Below are 20,530 nucleotides of genomic sequence, written 5' to 3' on the forward strand. Positions count from 1 at the left end.
CCTTCTTTCCTTTTGTTATAGTTCTAATAGAAATATAATTGAATTGCGGTCAGGATAATCATATTTAATTGGCAAATCTTCTTTATCAATCTCTTTAAATCCAGCCTTTTTATAGAAACCGTGTGACCTAGTGGCTTTAGATGGGGTATCTAAAATTATCTTAGAAAAACCTTGTTTCTTAGCAAAATCAAGCAGTGCTTCATAAAGCTTTTTTCCTGTCCCAAATTCTTTACCACGGTAGTCTTTATAAACAAAAAATTTCTTTAATACAGCAACCTCCTTATTTTTCTTTTGCAAACCAATTGAACCTACGACCTCTCCGTTATCATTTAACGCTATCCAAAAATTACCGCCATCATTTATATAATTTGAATGAATGTCCAGAATGTCCGGTTGTTCTTTAAGACTAATACCCACTTCATATTCGACATTCTGTACATGCAATATTAATTTAATGACTTCTTCTTTATAACTATCATCGTAAACCGTAATCATTTATTAACTCCTCCAACCGTGTTTATTAAAAGAATGCTATTATATATACCTTTTATTAAGATTTCGCTGCTTTTGCTGCTCCCCAAAGTGCACCTGGATTAGCTCTATTTGGATAGAGTTCTAACATCTTATGGTAGAGCTCCTGTGCTGTTTCCGTTATTTCATTCAATCGGTTAAAATCTCGGATGTAATTTTGTGTCTCGGCGATAATTTTGGGATTATCTTCATTTTCGGGTTTCTTATGTCCAGCAACCACTGCACGTGGTTTTAGTACCTCAAGTTTGTCGAGCACAGCTATCCACTCAATTCGAGTTTCGTTAGTGGTTTCAGCCAAGTAAAGATGAATGTCGTTATAAGTTGCATCCCCTGAAACGATTAAATCAATTGATGGGACGTGTAGAGACGTTGTATCTCCAGTATCAGTAAACCCAGTATTCACCACGATAAGTTTTTGTCCTTCTAGCTCGAACTCACTTCCTTCAAGTTCCTGAGCGACGACTAGATCCTCAGGTATCTCACCAGGAAAGAGTTTATGCCAGAAAGATTCAGGAGATATTTGTTCTTGCATGGCTTTGACAGCACCTGGAGTTGCTATCGCTCTTGCATCAGGGAAACGATCTAAAAGCATCTTTATACCAAAGAAATGATCACCATGACCATGAGTGATATAGATTGTGGTTAAGTTTTTACCACTTTTGACAACCCAATCTACCAATGCTTGATTTTCTTTAATAGTAAGAAATGTATCAATGAGGACTGCGTCTTGTTCACCATAGATAAGCGTGACCGTATTTGCCACCCACTTCAGCAAATCTTGTCCTTCTGGTAAATCTCTACTGAGACCTTGACGCTTTGACACTAACACATCCCAGTTTAGGGGATTTTTTTTGATTTTAACTTTCGTAATGTCATTTCTCCTCCCTGACTATTTAGCGTTGTAAATACCTTAATTAAAAGGTACGTCCAGAATGGTTTTCACATAATATCCTTCTGTTTTCAAATTTCCTTAAGATTAACCCGGAACTAATTGTTAGTAAAATTGAAATTCGAGAAGTTATCCATTGATTTTTTTGATACTATAGAATTGAGATTAAATTGAAAGTTGGTGAACTGATGGAAATACGTCATTTTATTACATTTAAAAAAGTTATTCAATTTGGTAGCTTTACACAAGCAGCAGAACATTTAGGTTACACTCAATCCACGGTCACTTCTCATATTCAAGCACTTGAAGAACATTTGGGTGCACCTCTATTTGATCGGATGGGTCGAAAGGTAAGATTGACTGATATAGGCAAGAAATTATTGCACTATACTCAAGAAATTTTGGATACTTACGGGAAAATCGAAAGCATTGTAAATGATGGTGATGAAATAAGAGGCGAGTTAAGGATTGCTGCTCCTGAATCTTTAACGGTTTATCGACTTGAACCTATATTAAGAGAATATAGAAATAAGTTTCCCCATGTAAGCATCATTCTAAGTAACGCTACTTGCGGAGATAACAAGAGAGCAATACTTAATGGTAGTGCAGATATTGCATTTCTTATGATGCCAACGTTTCAGGATTCAGATTTAATCGTACATTCTTTATTGGACGAGCCTATTGTCCTTGTTGGAAGTCATGACAACCCGCTGAATGTTTTAGATCAAAGCTATGAAAACCAAAAGTTAAACGAGTGTTTGATCACGAATGAGAAAGAATGCAGTTATCGAACCATGTTTGAAGAATATCTTCGAGAAAGAGGAATCTTACTTTCCAACACGATGGAACTTTGGAGTATTGAGGCGATAAAACGTTGCGTAATGAGTGGGCTGGGTATTGCTTGTTTACCATTAATAACTGTAAATAATGAAATCAAGGATGGAAGGTTAAAGGTTATTCCTTGCAAAGGTGATCTTAAACAGATCTCAGCCCAAGTTGTTTATCATAAAAACAAGTGGATTTCCCCCGCTCTATCAAAGTTTATCGATATTACATTGAAACACACAAGAGACTGGTCACGAGAGGAAATTATTTGTTAAGGCAACCGGAGGCCTTAGTTACATTTTCTCCTCCATAATAGCAGCTTAAAGCATGAAAAATAGGCAAATGATTCAGACTCAAGCGACCCTCATTTTGAAATCTTAATACCTATAGCTAAACCATAAACGGTTTTTCTTGAAACGGGCGCTGTAATGGAGTAACGAAAAAAGCCTTATTTCCCAGCATTTATTGAAAAATCAGGCTTTTAATATGAGGATTTCCTTAACGTTGTAATTCCGCATTTTCCTGACGTTACCCCGTAAAGAAATATTAGAAAAGGTAAAGACGGGCACACAACTTTATTGTATCCGCACAGGGGGAAATAATTGTAGTTGACTCGCTAGTACACAACTTTATTGTTCGAAGAAAGTGGTGTCATATTAAAAAAGAAAATTTTTAGATTAAACGAGAAAATTATCATAATTGATGTTCGAAGAAAATAAAGTTGTAGACTGGAGTTGCTGATTTTACGCGATTGTCCATTTCAAAGGTCGTCAGCTTTTGAGAAATATGTTTTTCGACTGATCCGACAAATGCAACAGCGGCAGATAAGGAAGCGAAAATAAAATCCTAGACTGGCCGCTGTTGTGGTCAACATTCAACATCGTGTCCCGTTAGCCAAATAACACTGCAGTTTGTAAGAGAGCGTCCAGCCGCTCTGGGTCTATGTTCTGCAGCGACGCCCCAATCTCATGCATGTGGCGCCTTGCTTCCTCCAGCTTGGCGACAAGCTGCTTCTTGCTCTCTGGCTGAGGAGGCGTATATTGTAGGTCGGGGTAGTACCAGCGAAGCTGTCACAGCCCGTAAAGTAAACCAGTGAAAAGTCCGGTTTTTGTTGGTATCGTAACCATAGTTCTGCTGTGCACTCGTTATTCTGGTTCAACGTGGTTTCCAAGGCGCAAATTGAATTACTTTCATCATATGAGAGGGCTCAAGAAAAAAGATTATTCGAAGTTTATATCTTTAATGCTTTATTTTCCAGTGAATCAGGATTATTAACAATTTTAGTGCGAGGTAATGACCCGTCTGTACTTCTGAAAAAACTGTTAGCGAGGGTGCACCTTCAGTGATTCCGACCTGGATCAGTTCTGGTTACCTGACTTGCGGAAACAGAATCTTTTTCAACACAACATAGGTATGCTCGTTTTGCTTAATGTTGTGTTATGGCGACTTTTGTTGTTATCAAAAAATCCCTTTGGCCACAAGCAAATGAATTTCATCACTTTGTAGTTCAAGGGGGACAGCGTATGGTTCGTCTAGTTTATCTATTCATTCGATTGGCAACCCTCTATATCTCCAAAGCGTAGGCAAGCGCTTGAGCTTGGGTCATCTCTTTCCCTTTGTTCCACCATCTATACCATTCCTGTTCCTGCAAACCCTGCTGAATGGCGCTTACACTCTTACGATGTTCGTCAGGAAAATTGGGTATGCTACCCTCATCATAGGCTTGACGACCTTTCTCGGCTGCTCCAAGAAGGATCGCTGCATCGGTCAGCGCTCCCTGAGCGCATAAGGTAATCCCTAACCCCTCAATTCCTCGGGAGAGAACCCAGGACCCTCGATATATTTGGCTTGCGGCAATGCATTTCTTGAAATATTCGATTGATTGATCCAGCTTCCCGAGTTTCAAAGCGGTATACCCAAGACATTCATAGGGACCGGACACTTCCCACTGATCCTGTACCGTTTCAAAGAGATGTACACTTTCTCTCAGCAATACGGAAGCATCATTGTATCGGTGCTGTTCCAGCCGTATTTTGCCGTATGCATGCAGAGAAGAGGCAAGATTCCATGAGTCATGAGCGCTTCTCGCCAAGTCTGCACTCTGCTGTACAACCGTTTCCGCTTCCTCGATACAATTCTGCTTAATGTGGAGAAAAGCGAGCAAACGCAGGGATGAGGCTAACAGGGAAATCTCTTGTTGTTCACGGGCAATTTCCACACTTCGTGTCGCTGCTTCCATAGCTGTTTTTGTATGGCCCTGTATAAATTGAATAATACTCAATCCATGCCACGCTTTGGCTGAATCCGTACGAAAGGCATGGCTTTCTTCTTCCGTGTACAGAAATCTCTCCAACCAAAACAACCCATCTTTCAACCTGCCTTCGTGAAGCCAGAACCAATACAGATGCGCCGCCATATGAAGACCACTAGGACGGACCTGAACACTTGAATAAGACCATTGAAGTGCAGAACGCAGATTGGCATATTCCCGTCTTACCGCCTCGATGCAGGACTCACGTTCAATGCTCCGAAATTGGGATTCAGCCTGTAGAAGGTACTTCATGTAATACCTCACATGACGCTCATAGAGAGCATCTCGCTTGCGATCATCGGATTCTTCACGGAACTTGTCACTCGCATATTCCTTGATGGCCTCCAGCAGAAAATAGCGAATGGAGCCATAGTGCGAGCTGATTTGTGTGGAGACTAGAGACTTGTTAACTAGGCTCGACAAGAGATCAACCACGTCTACCACAGTTATGCGGTCTTCCCGATCGGGTATGTCTGGTTCACAGATGCAGATTCCTTCCACCGCCTCCAGTGTGAAACCTCCTTCGAATACACTAAGCCGTCTTAATAAAAGACGTTCCCTGCCCGTAAGTAGATTATAGCTCCAGTCAATTGTTGAACGTAACGTTTGGTGCCGGGGCGTGGCTGTTCGTTTGCCTACGGTCAGCAGGGTCAGCTGATTCGTCAGACGTTCTTCAATCTGTTCCAGGGTCAGCATATTCATTCGTGCCACAGCAAGCTCAATCGCTAACGGGATGCCCCCAATTTTCTTGCATATCGAAGCAATCCGTTTCAGATGGGGAAGGGAGACCGCAAAATGGGGAGCCTGAATGCTGGCTCGTTCCAGGAACAGTTGTACGGATTCATAGTTTATCAATTCCGTTTCGGAAAGTTCATCCAGTGTGACTTCATCCACGGGAAAAGAAAGCGGAGGGATTCGGTAAACATACTCTTCTGCAATGTTAAGTGGCTCTCGACTGGTCGCCAAAATGGATAACTCTGGTGCCTCTGCCAGAAGAGACTCGGCCACCGTGGCGATGACATCAATGAGATGCTCACAATTATCGAAAATAAATAGCATATTACGGTTGATTGCCGTTTCCAGTACAACTTGTACATCGGGCTGGCTCCCTTGGTTTGACAGCCCCAGCGTGGATAAAAGAAACGGACCCACGTCATGCGCTTCACTGATTGCACCAAATTCAAACATCCAGATACCTTGCGGAAAACGTTCCGTAAGCGTCGAAGCCAGTTCGACAGCAAGGGACGTTTTGCCGATTCCACCAGATCCAATGATGGAAACTAGCGCGTGGTGAGTTAACTGCTCCGCCAAGGCATCTCTGGATTGATGTCGTCCAACAAAGGTGGATGGCATCTTCCGTAATCGGGCTGGTGCCGTGACCGCGGTACCTCGCTTTTCTTTGCCTGTCTCCGGCTGTATAGCTTTGGTTGTCATCAGCGTATCAAACCAGGCCTTATCAAAATCCTCAAACTCGCGTCTCGTGGCTGAACGCGCTTCCGATAAACGCTTTACAGCCATCCAAAGCTGTTCAGCTTCCTGGCGAGGATCTCCCTTCAGAAACAACCCTTCTTCCCAAAAAACCTGAATAATCTGCTTGAGGTTTCCGATGCTGGGTAGACGATCTCCACTTTCCCATTGCTGTACCGTCCTTGGATCAACACCAACCCGCTTCGCCAGATCCACTTGCCGCATCTTTTTTGACGTCTCTTGTCTGGAAGGTCTCGTACGAATTTTTTTGATCCATTCATGGGGCCAATCTTTTGCGTATTTACTGTCATCCATTCAATCACCTGAATTTCATAGTTTGAGCAACTTGAACACACGAACAAACACGAACTTATGTACATTCGTGCTCTGGATTGTAGCAGATAAAATAATCCATATCAACATAAACAAAACAAGGAGGTAACACTGATGCCTTTAACTCGCATTGTTACACTGAAGGGTCGTCCGAGTAAAGAGAAAACGCAGATCGGGGAAGTTGTCTTGCAAACTGTCGTGGATAAACTGCATGTACCTGCAAACGATCGGTTTTTGATTATTGAAGAACTGGATCGCGAAAATTTGAGTTTTGATCCAACGTGTCTCGACATTGAAAGAAGTGATGGATTTCTTATCATTCAAATCACTTTGAACATCGGTCGTTCTGATGAAGTGAAAAAAGATTTTTACGCGGCACTTGCCGAGCAGTTGCATCAGAAGATTGGTATTCGTAAAGAGGATGTATTCATCAATCTTATTGAGGTTACGAAAGAAAACTGGTCGTATGGCAATGGTCTTGGTCCATTCCTCGCCTAACTCATTACCCATCATAAATTTCGTTTATATAAGAAAGGAAGTCATAACCATGTCAACATTATTATATATTACTGCTCACCCTGGTAACCCGGAAGCATCCTACAGCCTTGCTGCCGGCGAACAATTTGTACAAGCTTATCGCGAAAGCCACCCACAGGATGAGGTTATTCATGTGGATCTGTATCGACGCAACATTCCGTACATTGATGCTGACGTATTGGAAGCGTGGGGCAAGCTGCAAACGGGCGGTACGTTCAATCAACTGACAGTGGAACAGCAGCAAAAAGTAACTCAGTTAAATGAACTCCTGGAGGAGTTCGTGACCGCAGACAAATATGTGTTCGTGACACCGATGTGGAATTTCTCATATCCTCCGGTGATGAAAGCATACATTGATTCCTTCTGTGTCAGAGCTAAAACATTCAAATACACCGAAAACGGCCCGGTCGGCCTGCTCAAAAACAAAAAAGCGTTCCACATCCAAGCTAGTGGCGGCGTGTACTCCGCAGGTCCTGTCGCTGATCGGGAGAACGGCAGCCGTCACCTGAAAACCGTACTGAATTTTGTGGGAATTACTGACGTGGATCATCTATACATCGAGGGTATATCTTCAGCAGGAGAGCGTGCGCCTCAGATCATAGCCGAAGCCATTGGACAAGCACGTACAGCAGCGCAAAACTTCTAAGCAATGATGAAGCATGTATCGTAAAACATGTTTGCATACATCTCCGGCTCACGTTTGTCATTCAAAATCTGTTCGGTACGTCTCCGCAGCTATTCAGCATACTGTTTGCCCTGAACGGACTGGGACTAATCATTCCAGATCAGATTACAGGGCGACTGTCAGTGAGCATTAGCGGGCAAACTCTGTTTATAAGCGAAATTACGCTGGCAACTGTGAGTGGTTTAATCTTATTCATTGTGCTGATCAGTGGTGGGAGACTGTATGCCGTTTGCACCCCTCTATTTTTCACCGTTTCCAGCGTCGGTATCGTAACCACAACCGGTTCCTCCCTTGCGATGCAAAACTATGTACAAGCGGCACCTTTGACCGGCCTCGGTGGGGGTAAATCGGCCATACCCATGGGCCTAATTATTGTGTTATCCAACATGGTTGCGTGTTATATGATCTTCACCCGCAGAAAACCCGGCAACAATCAATGAATTCAAGGAGGAAGCATAATGAAGGTGACCTATCATGGACATTCTGTTGTAAAAATTGAGACTCTCGGGAAAATCATTCTGATCGATCCGTTTATTACAGGGAACGCCAATACGGACCTGGATGCATCCACGGTAAAGACGGATGTGATTCTGTTAACCCATGGGCACGGCGATCATGTGGGAGATACCGTAGAGATTGCCAAACGTAACAACGCGCTGGTTATTGCTTCGGCAGAACTGGCGGACCTGCTCGGATGGGAAGGCGTACGTACACATGCAATGAGCATCGGCGGAGCGTATACATTTGACTTTGGGAAAGTAAAATTGACACAAGCTTTTCATAGTTCAAGTCATGTATACAAAGAAACAAAAACAATTATTTATACGGGGATGCCCACGGGAATACTGTTTTCCGCCGAAGGCAAAACGCTGTTTCATGCCGGGGACACAGGCCTGTTTTACGATATGAAGGTGATTGGAGAACGCAATGCAATTGACCTGGCTTTTCTACCCATCGGGGACAATCACACTATGGGTCCAGAAGACGCCGCAGTGGCTACAGAATGGCTTCAGGCCAAACAGGTTGTACCGATCCATTTCAACACGTTTCCGTTCATTAAGCAAGACCCCCATTTCTTTGTTTCGTTACTGCCGACCGGGGTAGGGGTAGTTCTTGAAGCTGGTGAGGGAATTGAACTTTAACGCTGATCATTTTGACTTTATCACGAAATAATCGGCCGAAAACAAGAAAACAAAGAAGTCCATCTTATACGATTATCAAGAGATATTTTTGAATAGCCCAGTAAGGTAGGGGGGGGATTTCAATTATCCGCTCTTTCGAACAGATTGAAGACGCGTTGCGTCATAGCACACAGCAGGATGAATATATATTGGATGGTACGCTGGTGATTGAGGAGTATATAGACGACGGGGAAGAATACAGCGTTGAGGTGCTGACGACTAATGGAAGGCACGAAGTGCTTGCAATCACAACCAAAGAGGTGGTAATGCCTTATTTCATAGAGGCTGGTCACCTGTTACCCGCACCTTTGAAAATGGAAGATCGAGAGGCTATTCAAGAAACGGTATGCAGTTTACTCACTTCCATTGGACATCTTGAAGGCCCCTCACATACAGAAATCAAGCTACGGCGAGGCATACCGTACATTATCGAGTCTCACACACGATACGGTGGCAATCAAATTTGGGATATGGTTCGGCTAACCACAGGCGTCAACATGCAGCGTGCTACCGTGTGTCATTTGCTCGACATTCCTTATGTGAAAGAGAAGGTGAAATATCCGTTCTGCTGCATAAAATTGTTGCTGCCACAAGTGGAAGGAAAGGTCGTCATTATGAGCGTCAATGGAGTAAACGAGGCGGAGCATGCGCTTTCATTAATCCGAATTGAAACAGCCTCCATCCAGCAGGTTCAATCTATCTGAGCACAACTTGCACGAGACATGTTCATTTGTATCGGGTCTGCCCAAGGGCAGACTCTTTTTTTGTACAAGAAAAAGTCCATCTTATAATCGTCAGCTTGGTTTTCTTTGTGAAAATATGGTCCAAAGGTCCTTTGTTCTGAACCAATTAATAAAAATATATAAAAAAGATAGAGAATTCCTTATCAAAGATATTGGATTTTGGTACTCAATTTTATTGTTTATCGCACAAATTTTAGTTGACTCGCTAGTACACAACTTTATTGTATATATAGAACCACATAATAAGCTAAAAACGTTGATACGCCAAGGGATACTGGTACACAACTTTATCGTCCGAAGAGAGGTGTCATATTTAATGAAAAAATTTTCAGATTAAACGAGAAAGATCATCATAATTGACAAAGAAGAAGTTATACAAATTATTGATTGTATAAATACTCATTTTTAGAGTTGTGGATATTCTCATGAAATATGAAAATTAGGGCAGATCTAACAACTTCGAGTCAATGAGTTCTCATTAATTATGAAAATGATCCTCAAATAATGCATGTATTCTGCTGTTGTTTTCTCACTAATTCTGACGCCACACAGTGTGAGTAACTATTAGAAGAGGAATTACTGGATAAAAATTATCTGCAATTATAATTAAGATTAATTGTAGTATGCACCGAGTCTAAACGGGAGAAATAGTTTGTTTAATAATTACTAGTTTGTAAGATGTCATACTTGTTGGAAACATGTGATGATATTTTCCTTGAATTTATTGGATCGCTAAAGCAGCCTCCTTTTGTTTCCGAATATTTCATAGCTCTCTATGCTGTAATCAAAACCATGCGCAGTCATTTGCGCGTGGTTTTTTACGTAAAAACATTTACAATATACATTTGATTGTTTTCCCCTGAATGATTAATATAATGGACAATGTCATAAACCTGCCGTATTAAAAATAGAGATGAGGATTGCTATGAATAAAGCAAAGATTCTTATTATTGAAGATGATGCCCCGATTGCCGACTTGCTTTCGTACGGGCTTTCTATGGAGGGGTTCCAGACACGCACAGCGGCCAGCGGAGCAGCGGGAATGCATGAGTTGCAGTCGTTTCAGCCCGATTTGCTGCTGCTGGATTGGATGCTGCCTGACCAGAGCGGTCTAGATATTTGCAAAAAGGTGACTATGGACTATAACATACCGATTTGCATGATTACGGCCAAATCGGATATTACCGATAAGATTCTCGGCCTTGAATTCGGTGCCGATGATTATATTACCAAGCCTTTTGATCTGCGCGAAGTTGTTGCACGCATTCGAACCATTTTGCGCAGAGTGGAGCAGGCGAGCAGCCCGGACAGGGAAGAAGCTGCGAAAGCCGTCATTAGGTTTGAAAATATTGAAGTGATCGAAGAAGAACGGCTTGTCCAAAAAGAGGGCCGTCCCGTTGAATTGACCCCCAAGGAATTTGACCTGCTTATGATGCTGGTTAAACATCCGGGTAGAAACTTTACACGTTCCGAACTGCTTGATCTGGTATGGGGTTATCATTTTGCCGGAGATACCCGTACGGTTGATACGCATATCCAAAGACTCCGCAAAAAGCTGGATGCCACTGGATACATTACTACCGTCTTCGGAATCGGGTACAAATTTAAAAAAATGGGTGGATAAGCATGATACGTAAAATCAGCATCAAATTTCTGATCGGTTTTTTTCTGATTTTTTCGTTTTCTTTTGTCGTGCTTAATCAGACAGTCAAGGAATTTATCCGGACAAGCAATCAGAATTTGGTTACCTCCGAACTGGTCGGACTGAAAAACAATAGCAATGTGTATGTGCGCCAGGCTTTCCTGATTAACCATTTCAGCAGCAATGAGCTGTATTTTGGAGAGATTGCCAGGGAGATAGCAACTGATCTGAACCATACCACGGACAGCAGTGTTGGCGTATATACGGTGAAAGGCAAATTGCTTTATGCCCCGGACAGCTCCTTATTTCAGCAGCAAATGCAAAGCGATCTACAGCAGGCGATTGATGGCAATACAGCGTACAGCATTACTTATGATCGTAATAAGACGACTGTCCTTTTCTCCTATCCGGTTGTTATAGACGGTTCAAAGGTGGGCATACTGCGTTTTTACAAAGATTTCAGCTCACTCTACGAACAAACCGGACAGATTCGGCAGATTACTCTCTATATTGCCTTGGCGATTTTTGCGGCAGCCTTTCTGTTTTCCTATATTCTTTCCAGGCATATTACCATCCCGCTGACCAGACTGACGCAAGCATCCACCGAGGTGAAAAACGGGAATCTGGATATCCGCCTTCATTTTAAACGCAGGGATGAAATTGGCCGATTGGCCGAAAATTTTAATGATATGATTGATCAAATTAGTACACAGATTCATATTATTGAGAAGGACCGGGACCATTTGAAGCAACTTCACCAGCAGGAAAAGCGCTTTTTTGACAATATCACTCATGAACTGAAAACGCCGTTAACCTCCATTCTGGGATATGCAGAGCTGATCAGGCTGAATGGTGAGAAAGATCGTGCTTTTTTTGATAAAGGAATGAATCATATTATCGAGGAGAGCAGGCGCCTGCATGCGATGGTGCTAAAACTGCTGGAAGTTTCACGCAAAAATATCATGATCAATGAGCTTGATCGGGTGGATATCGGGCTGATCCTACGGGACGTGTGTGAATCGATGGTGATCCGGGCACAGCGCTATAAAAAGACCATCGAATATGAGATTAGTGAGGAATTGATCATGTTGGCCGATGGGTACAGAATCAGACAGCTGTTCATCAATTTGATAGATAATGCAATAAAATACAGTTTGCCGTTTTCGGCAGTATCGGTAAAAGCGGTGCGGTCAGAAGAAAAGATCCGCTTGATCTTCAGCAATCCAAGCGATCCGATTGAGGCAGAACATCTGTCACGCTTGTTACAACCATTTTATCCGGCTTATTCCGACAGCGCGGAAGAAGGCAGTGTAGGCTTGGGGCTCAGTATTGTGAAATCCATCGTTGAAGAATTGGCAGGTTCCATCATGATTACAAACGAGCATAATGAAACAATCGTAACGGTGGAATTTAAAGCTCTGGAAACCGCGGGGAACGGAGAATGAATAATGGGCAATAAATATAAATATTTTGTAATGCTGCTGGTCGTATCTGTCGTGGTATTACTGCTGTCAGGATGCGGTTCAGAACCAAAAACAGAGACCGTCGTCATCGCCGACAGCAATGAAGTTTCCAGTGCCGATCAAAGCTCTCGGCCGTTTCAGGTCCAAAGAATATATCGGCTTCCGGATCGTTTTGTGAATACGGGTCAGCTGCTGGGCTGGTCGTCTGCAGATGCTGTCATCGCTTCGTTCGGAGCCATGACCATACTGAAGCGAGGCACGCTGGAACGTTTAACTTATCCGTATGAGCAGAGCAAGGCCATACCCGGAATCGGCAATGTAACTTCCAATACTATACTTTCTCCCGATGGTAAATATATTTGCGAATTTTCTCGTTCTTCCTCGGAGACAACCTTAAAGCTTATTTCCTTGCAGGATGGCAAAGAAAAGGAAATAGACAGGATCAGTACCAGAAACGATTCTTATGTACAATATGTTTCCTGGTCTGCCAACAGTTCGTATATCGGCTACCTGGTAGAAAACCCGGTTGATAATGGAGCTGATAGCCTGTACATCTACGATATGGGGGCTCAAACTTCCAGCAAATATCAGTTAAAAGGTATCCTAAAGGGAGACACGCTTTTGAGTGTTAACCTTGCAAATGATGGTCGCAGCGTACTGCTGCAGTTATTTCGTGCAAAACAAGGTCAGAAAAAGGTGTTAACCATGGGGAAGGTTTCCGGGAAGAATATTGAGTTTCAATACGAGCGTCAGTTTGGTGGAGATTCAGTAGCCTGGATGAATAACGACCAGTTTGTGTTTCTCGGAACGGATAGTTCATTGTACGAATATGATCAGCGAAACGGAGAGCTCTCCGTCATTCTGGAAAAAGTGCTTGATTTTGAATTCTCGCCTGACAGGAAAAATATCGCATACACCGTGTATGATCAAAATGTCACTTACGTAGGCAAGGTGCAAGGAAGAAATATAATGTACAACGAACCGGTGTATCGCGGAATTTTGCCGACGCATATGTACTGGAATCCGAACAATAAAAGTGTACTGCTTCAAGGACAAAAGCAATTGGATTCCTCGCAGACTGCGCCAACGGATTCTCCTAGCAAGGAGTCATTGATCATTGAATTGAAATAGTGATTAGGATCGCCATATTTGTATATGTCAAAAACCTTATTTCGGTTGTTCAGCCGGAATAAGGTTTTTCTTTTTGCAACCGTTGTGACAATTTGTTTACATGTTGATCAAACTTTAGCGACATCTTTTTTCTATAGTAAATGAAGCAAGATCATTAGCCTATAAGGACAAGGAATGGACCATAGTGAATGGAAACCGGAATTTGCACCTGAATCAACCCATAAAACGTTATATGACCGGTCTGGATGGGCTAAGGGCCATCTCCGTGCTTGCTGTTATTGCTTATCATCTTCATTTCAGATGGGCAGAGGGTGGGCTGCTGGGAGTGGAGATTTTCTTCGTCCTGTCAGGATATCTAATTACGGATCAGATCCTTTTTGAATGGAGGACGCGCAGCGGTTTTTCTATTGTGCAATTCTGGATAAGACGAATGCGCAGACTACTGCCAGCAATGATCTTTATGATGACTGCAGTGGCATTGTGGTTTTTAATTACCGATTTCTCCAGACTGCAGGAATTAAGAGGGAATTTTGTATCCTCGCTTTTTTACGTAAACAACTGGTATCTCATTTTTCATCATGTTTCCTATTTTGAGAGCTTTGGCCCGCCTTCTCCAATCGGGCACCTCTGGTCGCTTTCCATTGAGGAACAGTTTTACGTAATCTGGCCGCTTGTTCTACTGATCGGTCTGTGCCTTGCACCGCGACGAGGCAGACTGATGTTATACATTCTGGGTTGCGCCGCCGTATCCGCCATAGCAATGGCCGTTATATACGAACCCGGAACCGATCCAAGCAGGGTGTATTACGGGACGGACACGCGGGCGTTTGCCATTTTAATCGGAGCGGCTCTGGCGGTAATTTGGCCCAGCTGGAGACTGAGCGACAATGTATCTTCTTCGTCCCGGACCATGCTGGATATGACTGGCGTACTGGGCATTGTAATGCTGTTTATCCTGATCGGTCAGACCAACCAGTTTGATGATTCGCTGTATCGCGGCGGTTTTCTTTATTTATCACTCATTACTGCAGTTGTTATTGCTGTACTTGTTCATCCGGCCAATCGACTGGAACGATTGCTCGGCTGCCGGCCTCTAAGCTGGATCGGTAAGCGATCTTACAGTCTGTATATATGGCATTATCCGGTCATTATTTTATCAAGTCCCGCGGTAAGTACCGAAGATGCCAGCTATATGCGCATTGCTCTGCAGGTAATGGTCAGTTTCATAATGGCGGGTCTTTCCTACAGATACATCGAAGAGCCCATCCGCCGCGGGACCTTTGGGACCAGCCTAAAATCACTCCGCAGATCAGGCGCTGGCAGCCAACTAGGTCTTGTCGTAATTGTTATCGCCATCATTCTGGTCCTGACATCATGGAAGACGGATTCACCAGATCCTGTACCCGATGCGCCAGCAACTGTAAGCCGGGAATCCGTCCAGACAGAAACGCTGCAATCCGGCTGTTCCGCTGAAAATCATTCCGCTGAAAATACAGGCCATTCCGCAGAAGGAGAGGGGGTCACGGCGATTGGAGATTCTGTCATTCTGGATGCCGCCCCGTTTCTGGAAAAACAGCTTCCCGGTATCATCATAGATGGCAAGGTGGGACGGCAAATGTCACAGGCCGAGGATGTGCTTGATGGCCTGCGGGCACAGGGCAAACTTGGCCATAAAATTATTATTGAACTCGGCACCAACGGCGTTTTTAACCAGAGTCAACTGAAGTCCTTGCTGGCTTCACTGCAGGATTCCCGGCACATTTATCTGATAACGACCAGAGTACCGAGAGGGTGGCAGAATACCGTAAATGACAATCTACGTGAAATTGCTGGTGAATTTCAAAATGTCCGGCTTATCGACTGGTATTCGGCCAGCGAAAACCGCAACGATCTGTTTTATGACGATGGTGTTCATCTGAAACCAGAAGGCGCTCAGTATTATGCCTCGTTTTTGATTGATGCTATCAAACAAGATAAAACCTACTAGCATGTTAAAGGGAAGGATGAACTAGGTATGAACAAAAAAAATGGATGGATGGTAAAAACATTAGGGGGTTTTATGGTTATCCTTATCGCTTTAGGAGCCATCGGCCTCCATATGCACGCAAAGCAAAATTCGGATGATAACGAATCACGCAGCAAGGATTCTTCTCTATACAATCTTGATGCGATGCAGCCCGCTGCACAAAAGCGTGCGGCTTCCAGCACCAGCAAAGAACAAGCTCAACCATCCGCTTCCTTAAACGGCGAGGGCGTCACGATGATTGGAGATTCGGTTACGGTCGGAATTGAGCCTTATTTAAAAGAGCAGCTTCCGAATATGACGGTTGACGGCAAGGTTGGCCGGCAGATGTCTCAAGCTATAAAAGTCATTAATGAATTGTCCGCCCAAGGCAAACTGGGAGACCAGGTCATTATCGAACTCGGCACCAACGGTCCGTTTAGCAAAGACCAACTGCGCGACGTACTGCAATCCCTTTCTGGAGCCAGACAGGTAATCTTGGTTACCACCCGGGTGCCGAAAGGCTGGCAAGACACGGCGAATGACACGATTGCACAGGTCGCTGGTGAATACAGTAACGTCAGCGTGGTGGACTGGTATTCGGCTAGTGTAGGCAAAGATGAATATTTTTATAGAGATGGCGTCCATTTAAAACCAGATGGTAGCCGATACTACACTTCACTTCTCGTAGCAGCCTTGCAAAAATCTTAAATACAGAAAGGGGCAGGGGCGTTCATCATCCAGAAAGGAAGAATGACATGACACAGAGGAAAAAGAGGATATTGACTGTAACATTGTTACTTGTGGTCGCTGCTGTAATCTTTGTCTTTTACTATTTCTTGTCCATTTACAAAGGATTAGAAGGACTTAACAAAACACCGGCAAACTCCTCGTTCATTAAAGTAAGCACCGATAATGCCGAAGCTCTGGAAGCTCCGGAGTGGGAGGGAACCGAGCCTGTCAACATTCTGCTGATGGGTGTGGATGCCCGTGGAAGTGACAAGGGCGAGGTACCCAGATCCGACAGCATGTTGGTCGTTTCATTGAATCCTGCCAATAAGCATATTCATGTATTTTCGATTCTTCGAGACACTTATACGGATATTCCCGGGTACGGCAAAAATCGAATTAATACCGCTGTTACGCATGGGCCAGATACGGCGATGAAAGCAGTCAGCGAATTGCTGGGGGTGCCTGTTCATTTTTATGTATATACGGATTTCCAGGGGTTTATTAAACTCGTGGATGCTGTAGGCGGACTCGATTTTTATGTCGAAAAGGATATGTACTATGAGAGCAAAGCCGATCAGCATGAGTATGATATTAATTTAAAGCAGGGACAGCAGCATTTCGACGGCAAAACGGCGCTTCAATATGTCCGTTTTCGTCATGATGCCATGTCCGATTATTCCAGAACAAAAAGACAGCGGCAATTGATTACGGCATTAGCCGAGAAGGTAAAAACAACGACTTCCATTATGAAGTTTCCTTCCATTCTAGAGGAAATCAGTCCGTATATCGATACCAATTTGTCAGTCTCTGATATGTGGAATTTGGCTTCGGTAGGGTATCAAAGTACATTACAGGGAAATGAACAAATACCGCCAATGAAGCTGTTAAAAGAAACCTATGTTGGCAGATCGGCTGTTCTGGACGTAAAAAGTCGAACGGATTTGAAGCAATTTGTGCAAAGTATCATAAACTCCGACGCTTCTAACTCGATTACAGACAATCCTTCCGAACAAAAGTAGAAAACAGATTTTGAATAGGATTGGACAATATATAAAATCATCATTTGCCGGACAATAGTCTGTTAAATGCTCTTTGTGAATAAAGAAGAGTACAACATGGTCTTTCGGTTATAAATAGGGGGAAAAAGAATGGGTACAAAACCGATAGTAAAGTTCTGCTTGGCGTTAACCATATCCGCCGCCATGCTTCTGCAGATCACTGCTCCGCACATGGCTATGGCTGATGCTGCACAGCGTGCAAAAAGCACGTTATTGAACGATAAACAGAGTCAACCAACAAAAACAATTTCAACGCAAGGTGAAAATACCCGGACACTGAAATTGGATAACAATGTAGCATCCATGACGAAGAAAAGAACAATTAAAGCTAGATTTAAACTTCCGAAGGGGACCAATATAAAGAAAATACGCTGGACATATGGTGGAAAGCCATTATCGGAATGGAAATCGTACAAGAATGGCGATTATAATGGCGCCCCCTTTATCACAGTTACTCAGATAAAAGCAGAAAACGGAGAAGTCACTGCAAATATCAATTTCGGTCTTGCTTACGGTACGGAGAATCTTGCCGAACCGAGTCTGCAGCGTCCGCTATACGCTTCCCTGATGGGGACCTATGAACTGGCTGCAGTAGTCAACGGAAAAACTGTTGCCCGTGCTCCCATGAAACTGGTCCCGTACGACAGCTTCCGCACGTATGACGAACTGAAGCCGGAGATTGATGCGATTACGGCACAGGCAGCTCAAAAAAACAACAGATACATTAAAACGATGTCGATCGGCAAATCCGTGGAAGGCCGCGATATTTATATGACTGTGCTTGCCAAAGATAAAGCAACGATTGACAAATATCAGAATGTAACTCATCCTGACATGCTGAATCATCCTGCAAAGCTGGAGAACGATATTAAATCCGGTGCATTCGGAGATTATCAAGTGCCCATCTGGATCAACAATATTCATCCAAATGAAGCGCCGGGCTTTGATGCGATTATCAATTATTTTAAGACAATGGCCCTCGATAAAAATGTTACGTACAAGACCACCCCGTCCAATGGAAAATCGAGTACGGTAACTCTGAATTTGGATGATGCGCTTGATCATGTATTTTTCCTGTTCCTGTATACGGAGAATCCGGATGGAAGGGTTCATACCGAACGTTCTAATGCTGAATATTTTGACTTGAATCGGGATAATTCATATCAAACTCAGCCTGAAACACGCAGTATAACAGAGCAAATCGCCAGATGGTCGCCGATTTCTTTCCTAGATCTGCATGGGTTTGATAAGAATTTTCTGATTGAGCCTACCACACCGCCTCACAATCCGAATATTGAATACGATTTGCTTATGGATAACATGGTAGAACAGGCAAAAGTGATGGGTGAAGCAGGTATTGCAAACACGAAGTATGATTACTACCATATTCCTTATGAAGAACATCGTAAAACGGCCGAAAATCCTAAATATGTTTCCAAAGGAACTGCTTCGGGATGGGACGATGCGTCTCCAGCCTATACAGCTGTCTTCGCCATGCACCATGGTGCAATGGGACATACGCTGGAAACACCTGAATCGAATGAGGAGTCGACCAAAGCATTGTACTATAGTGTCGCTGCAGCAACCGATTATGTTATGGAAAAGAAAGAAAAGTTATTTTTGAACCAGCTGAAAATATATGAACGTGGAATTAATAATATGGATGATCATGCCGTAGATCGGTATCTAGTCAATGCAAAAAATCAAGTCATTGGCCGCCCGCGTCACGGTAATAAGAATTTTTTCCCTGAATATTACGTTTTGCCGACTGATAAAAGTCTTCAAAAAAATCCGCTGGAAGCCTACCGGATGATTGAATATTTTATCCGCAATGGAGTAAAGGTTGAACGCTCGACAAAAGCTGTAAGTGCTGCTGGCAAGACCTACCCTGCAGGTTCATTTATCATAAATATGCATCAGGCCACACACGGCATTGCAAACATGGTTTTATATGATGGTATTGATGTCTCAGATTATGCTTCCGTAGCTGGCGAGATTGTACAGGACTTTCCAGTCCTACGAGGATTTGAATGTGATGCGATTAGAGAAGCCGGAGTGTTTGCGGGCAAAACTTCTCCGGTGACTTCCGTATCGATTCCGGCAACACAAATGCCGAATCATTCTGCCTATGTTTTAATCCGAAACACCAATAACGATGTCATCAAAACGGTTAATGAATTGCTTAAATCCGGCAAAGCGGTTACGATGCTATCCAAAAGCGGAACAGGATATGAAGCGGGTGACTTTGCAGTGGCCTACGATGATCTGCATCCGCTGGCCTCGAAATACGATCTTGATGTAACGGCATTCGGCAATAATAGACCTGTTGGCAAAGTTCTTAAACCTTCTACGGTAGCCGCTCTCGGTGAACCAGCTTATGTGCTCAAAAATCTCGGTTTTAAAGTGACCGATGATCAGCAACATGCCGATGTGCTGGTGAATACATTCGATTCCGATAAACTTGTCGAGAAAGGGAAGCCTTACATTGCTTATGGAAATATGGGAATGGATAACGTGAAAAACTCAATTCCTCAATTTGCATTTGCTGGACCGACATGGGAAAGATACGAAGGGGTGTTCCTAGCGAATGTCAAACAGGATAATGTAATTACAGCCCCTTACGCTAACGAAGAATACTTCTATACCGTTACAGGTTCTTACATTACAAAACTACCTAAAGCAGCAAAAGTTCTTGCGACCATAAGTAATAAAGAAAACTTCTTCAAAGCGGGCTGGTGGCCAGGTCACGATGCCGCAAGAGGAAAGATCATGGCCTTCACCTATAAGGAAAACAAAAAGAATCTTACTGTTTTCTCCAATGATCTAACCAATGGCGCTCATTCACAGCAGCAATTCCGACTACTGGCCAATTCAATTTTTAATGCCGTCGCCGAAAAATACTGAGTGACTTTTAATAATATTGCAAACAACCTTATTCCAGTGATCAACTGCGAATAAGGTTGTTTTTGCGATAAAACGGTTTCGCCTACTGTGACATTT

General features: G+C 43.3%; 16 protein-coding genes. 13 read left to right on the plus strand and 3 right to left on the minus strand.

All coding sequences use genetic code 11. From position 1 onward, the window contains the following. Positions 1-15 precede the first annotated feature (15 nt). Together JOE49_RS08710 and JOE49_RS08715 are read right to left on the minus strand one after the other, a co-directional pair. Positions 16-495 carry a GNAT family N-acetyltransferase gene (locus JOE49_RS08710; RefSeq protein ID WP_028541114.1) on the minus strand — a complete coding sequence of 160 codons (480 nt, stop codon included), beginning with the start codon at positions 493-495 and terminating at the stop codon, positions 16-18. Positions 496-550: 55 nt separating this feature from the next. Further along, complete coding sequence (locus tag JOE49_RS08715) at positions 551-1,354, minus strand: MBL fold metallo-hydrolase (RefSeq protein ID WP_209940909.1); 804 nt, start codon at positions 1,352-1,354, stop codon at positions 551-553. A 236-nt stretch (positions 1,355-1,590) separates the two neighbouring features. Between JOE49_RS08715 and JOE49_RS08720 the strand changes: the two genes are divergently transcribed. Next, positions 1,591-2,520 carry a LysR family transcriptional regulator gene (locus tag JOE49_RS08720; protein WP_231517152.1) on the plus strand — a complete coding sequence of 310 codons (930 nt, stop codon included), beginning with the start codon at positions 1,591-1,593 and terminating at the stop codon, positions 2,518-2,520. Between the two features lie 1,289 nt (positions 2,521-3,809). Here the strand turns inward: JOE49_RS08720 and JOE49_RS08725 are convergent. Beyond that, a complete protein-coding gene (locus JOE49_RS08725) occupies positions 3,810-6,338 on the minus strand; it encodes a helix-turn-helix domain-containing protein (protein ID WP_209940910.1) in 2,529 nt (842 codons plus the stop codon). Between the two features lie 132 nt (positions 6,339-6,470). Between JOE49_RS08725 and JOE49_RS08730 the strand changes: the two genes are divergently transcribed. From JOE49_RS08730 to JOE49_RS08785, 12 genes are all read left to right on the plus strand, one after another. Next, positions 6,471-6,854: a tautomerase family protein gene (locus JOE49_RS08730; protein WP_023986848.1), complete on the plus strand. Its 384-nt coding sequence runs from the start codon at positions 6,471-6,473 to the stop codon at positions 6,852-6,854. A 49-nt stretch (positions 6,855-6,903) separates the two neighbouring features. Continuing rightward, the gene (locus tag JOE49_RS08735; RefSeq protein ID WP_209940911.1) at positions 6,904-7,539 is read left to right on the plus strand and encodes an FMN-dependent NADH-azoreductase; all 636 of its coding nucleotides are present in this window, start codon (positions 6,904-6,906) and stop codon (positions 7,537-7,539) included. A 161-nt stretch (positions 7,540-7,700) separates the two neighbouring features. Next, entirely contained in the window at positions 7,701-8,018 is a 318-nt protein-coding gene (locus tag JOE49_RS08740) for a hypothetical protein (protein WP_209940912.1), read from the plus strand. An 18-nt stretch (positions 8,019-8,036) separates the two neighbouring features. After that, positions 8,037-8,720 carry a metal-dependent hydrolase gene (locus JOE49_RS08745; RefSeq protein ID WP_068941283.1) on the plus strand — a complete coding sequence of 228 codons (684 nt, stop codon included), beginning with the start codon at positions 8,037-8,039 and terminating at the stop codon, positions 8,718-8,720. A 143-nt stretch (positions 8,721-8,863) separates the two neighbouring features. Continuing rightward, positions 8,864-9,463 (plus strand): ATP-grasp domain-containing protein, encoded by a 600-nt coding sequence (locus JOE49_RS08750; RefSeq protein WP_339202256.1) that lies wholly within the window; start codon positions 8,864-8,866, stop codon positions 9,461-9,463. Between the two features lie 964 nt (positions 9,464-10,427). Next, entirely contained in the window at positions 10,428-11,126 is a 699-nt protein-coding gene (locus tag JOE49_RS08755) for a response regulator transcription factor (RefSeq protein WP_023986855.1), read from the plus strand. A gap of 2 nt (positions 11,127-11,128) precedes the next feature. Then, the gene (locus JOE49_RS08760; RefSeq protein ID WP_209940914.1) at positions 11,129-12,589 is read left to right on the plus strand and encodes a HAMP domain-containing sensor histidine kinase; all 1,461 of its coding nucleotides are present in this window, start codon (positions 11,129-11,131) and stop codon (positions 12,587-12,589) included. A 3-nt stretch (positions 12,590-12,592) separates the two neighbouring features. Next, complete coding sequence (locus JOE49_RS08765; RefSeq protein ID WP_209940915.1) at positions 12,593-13,738, plus strand: hypothetical protein; 1,146 nt, start codon at positions 12,593-12,595, stop codon at positions 13,736-13,738. A gap of 184 nt (positions 13,739-13,922) precedes the next feature. Then, positions 13,923-15,725 (plus strand): acyltransferase family protein, encoded by a 1,803-nt coding sequence (locus JOE49_RS08770; protein WP_028541105.1) that lies wholly within the window; start codon positions 13,923-13,925, stop codon positions 15,723-15,725. Between the two features lie 27 nt (positions 15,726-15,752). Continuing rightward, complete coding sequence (locus tag JOE49_RS08775; protein WP_209940916.1) at positions 15,753-16,451, plus strand: SGNH/GDSL hydrolase family protein; 699 nt, start codon at positions 15,753-15,755, stop codon at positions 16,449-16,451. Between the two features lie 47 nt (positions 16,452-16,498). Then, positions 16,499-17,491 carry an LCP family protein gene (locus tag JOE49_RS08780; protein ID WP_071559359.1) on the plus strand — a complete coding sequence of 331 codons (993 nt, stop codon included), beginning with the start codon at positions 16,499-16,501 and terminating at the stop codon, positions 17,489-17,491. 129 nt (positions 17,492-17,620) lie between these two features. Next, positions 17,621-20,434, plus strand: coding sequence for a M14 family metallopeptidase (locus tag JOE49_RS08785; protein WP_209940917.1), 2,814 nt, complete (start codon positions 17,621-17,623; stop codon positions 20,432-20,434). Positions 20,435-20,530 lie beyond the last annotated feature (96 nt).

Origin of the sequence: Paenibacillus sp. PvR133 (assembly GCF_017833155.1) — a bacterium.
Classification (GTDB): domain Bacteria; phylum Bacillota; class Bacilli; order Paenibacillales; family Paenibacillaceae; genus Paenibacillus; species Paenibacillus polymyxa_B.

What these genes read in the sequence shown, in the direction of transcription:
- JOE49_RS08725 (WP_209940910.1), bottom strand. Translation starts at nt 6,338, where the DNA reads ATGGATGACAGTAAATACGCAAAAGATTGGCCCCATGAATGGATCAAA.
- JOE49_RS08765 (WP_209940915.1), top strand. Translation starts at nt 12,593, where the DNA reads ATGGGCAATAAATATAAATATTTTGTAATGCTGCTGGTCGTATCTGTC.
- JOE49_RS08735 (WP_209940911.1), top strand. Translation starts at nt 6,904, where the DNA reads ATGTCAACATTATTATATATTACTGCTCACCCTGGTAACCCGGAAGCA.
- JOE49_RS08780 (WP_071559359.1), top strand. Translation starts at nt 16,499, where the DNA reads ATGACACAGAGGAAAAAGAGGATATTGACTGTAACATTGTTACTTGTG.
- JOE49_RS08760 (WP_209940914.1), top strand. Translation starts at nt 11,129, where the DNA reads ATGATACGTAAAATCAGCATCAAATTTCTGATCGGTTTTTTTCTGATT.
- JOE49_RS08755 (WP_023986855.1), top strand. Translation starts at nt 10,428, where the DNA reads ATGAATAAAGCAAAGATTCTTATTATTGAAGATGATGCCCCGATTGCC.
- JOE49_RS08785 (WP_209940917.1), top strand. Translation starts at nt 17,621, where the DNA reads ATGGGTACAAAACCGATAGTAAAGTTCTGCTTGGCGTTAACCATATCC.
- JOE49_RS08745 (WP_068941283.1), top strand. Translation starts at nt 8,037, where the DNA reads ATGAAGGTGACCTATCATGGACATTCTGTTGTAAAAATTGAGACTCTC.
- JOE49_RS08710 (WP_028541114.1), bottom strand. Translation starts at nt 495, where the DNA reads ATGATTACGGTTTACGATGATAGTTATAAAGAAGAAGTCATTAAATTA.
- JOE49_RS08775 (WP_209940916.1), top strand. Translation starts at nt 15,753, where the DNA reads ATGAACAAAAAAAATGGATGGATGGTAAAAACATTAGGGGGTTTTATG.
- JOE49_RS08730 (WP_023986848.1), top strand. Translation starts at nt 6,471, where the DNA reads ATGCCTTTAACTCGCATTGTTACACTGAAGGGTCGTCCGAGTAAAGAG.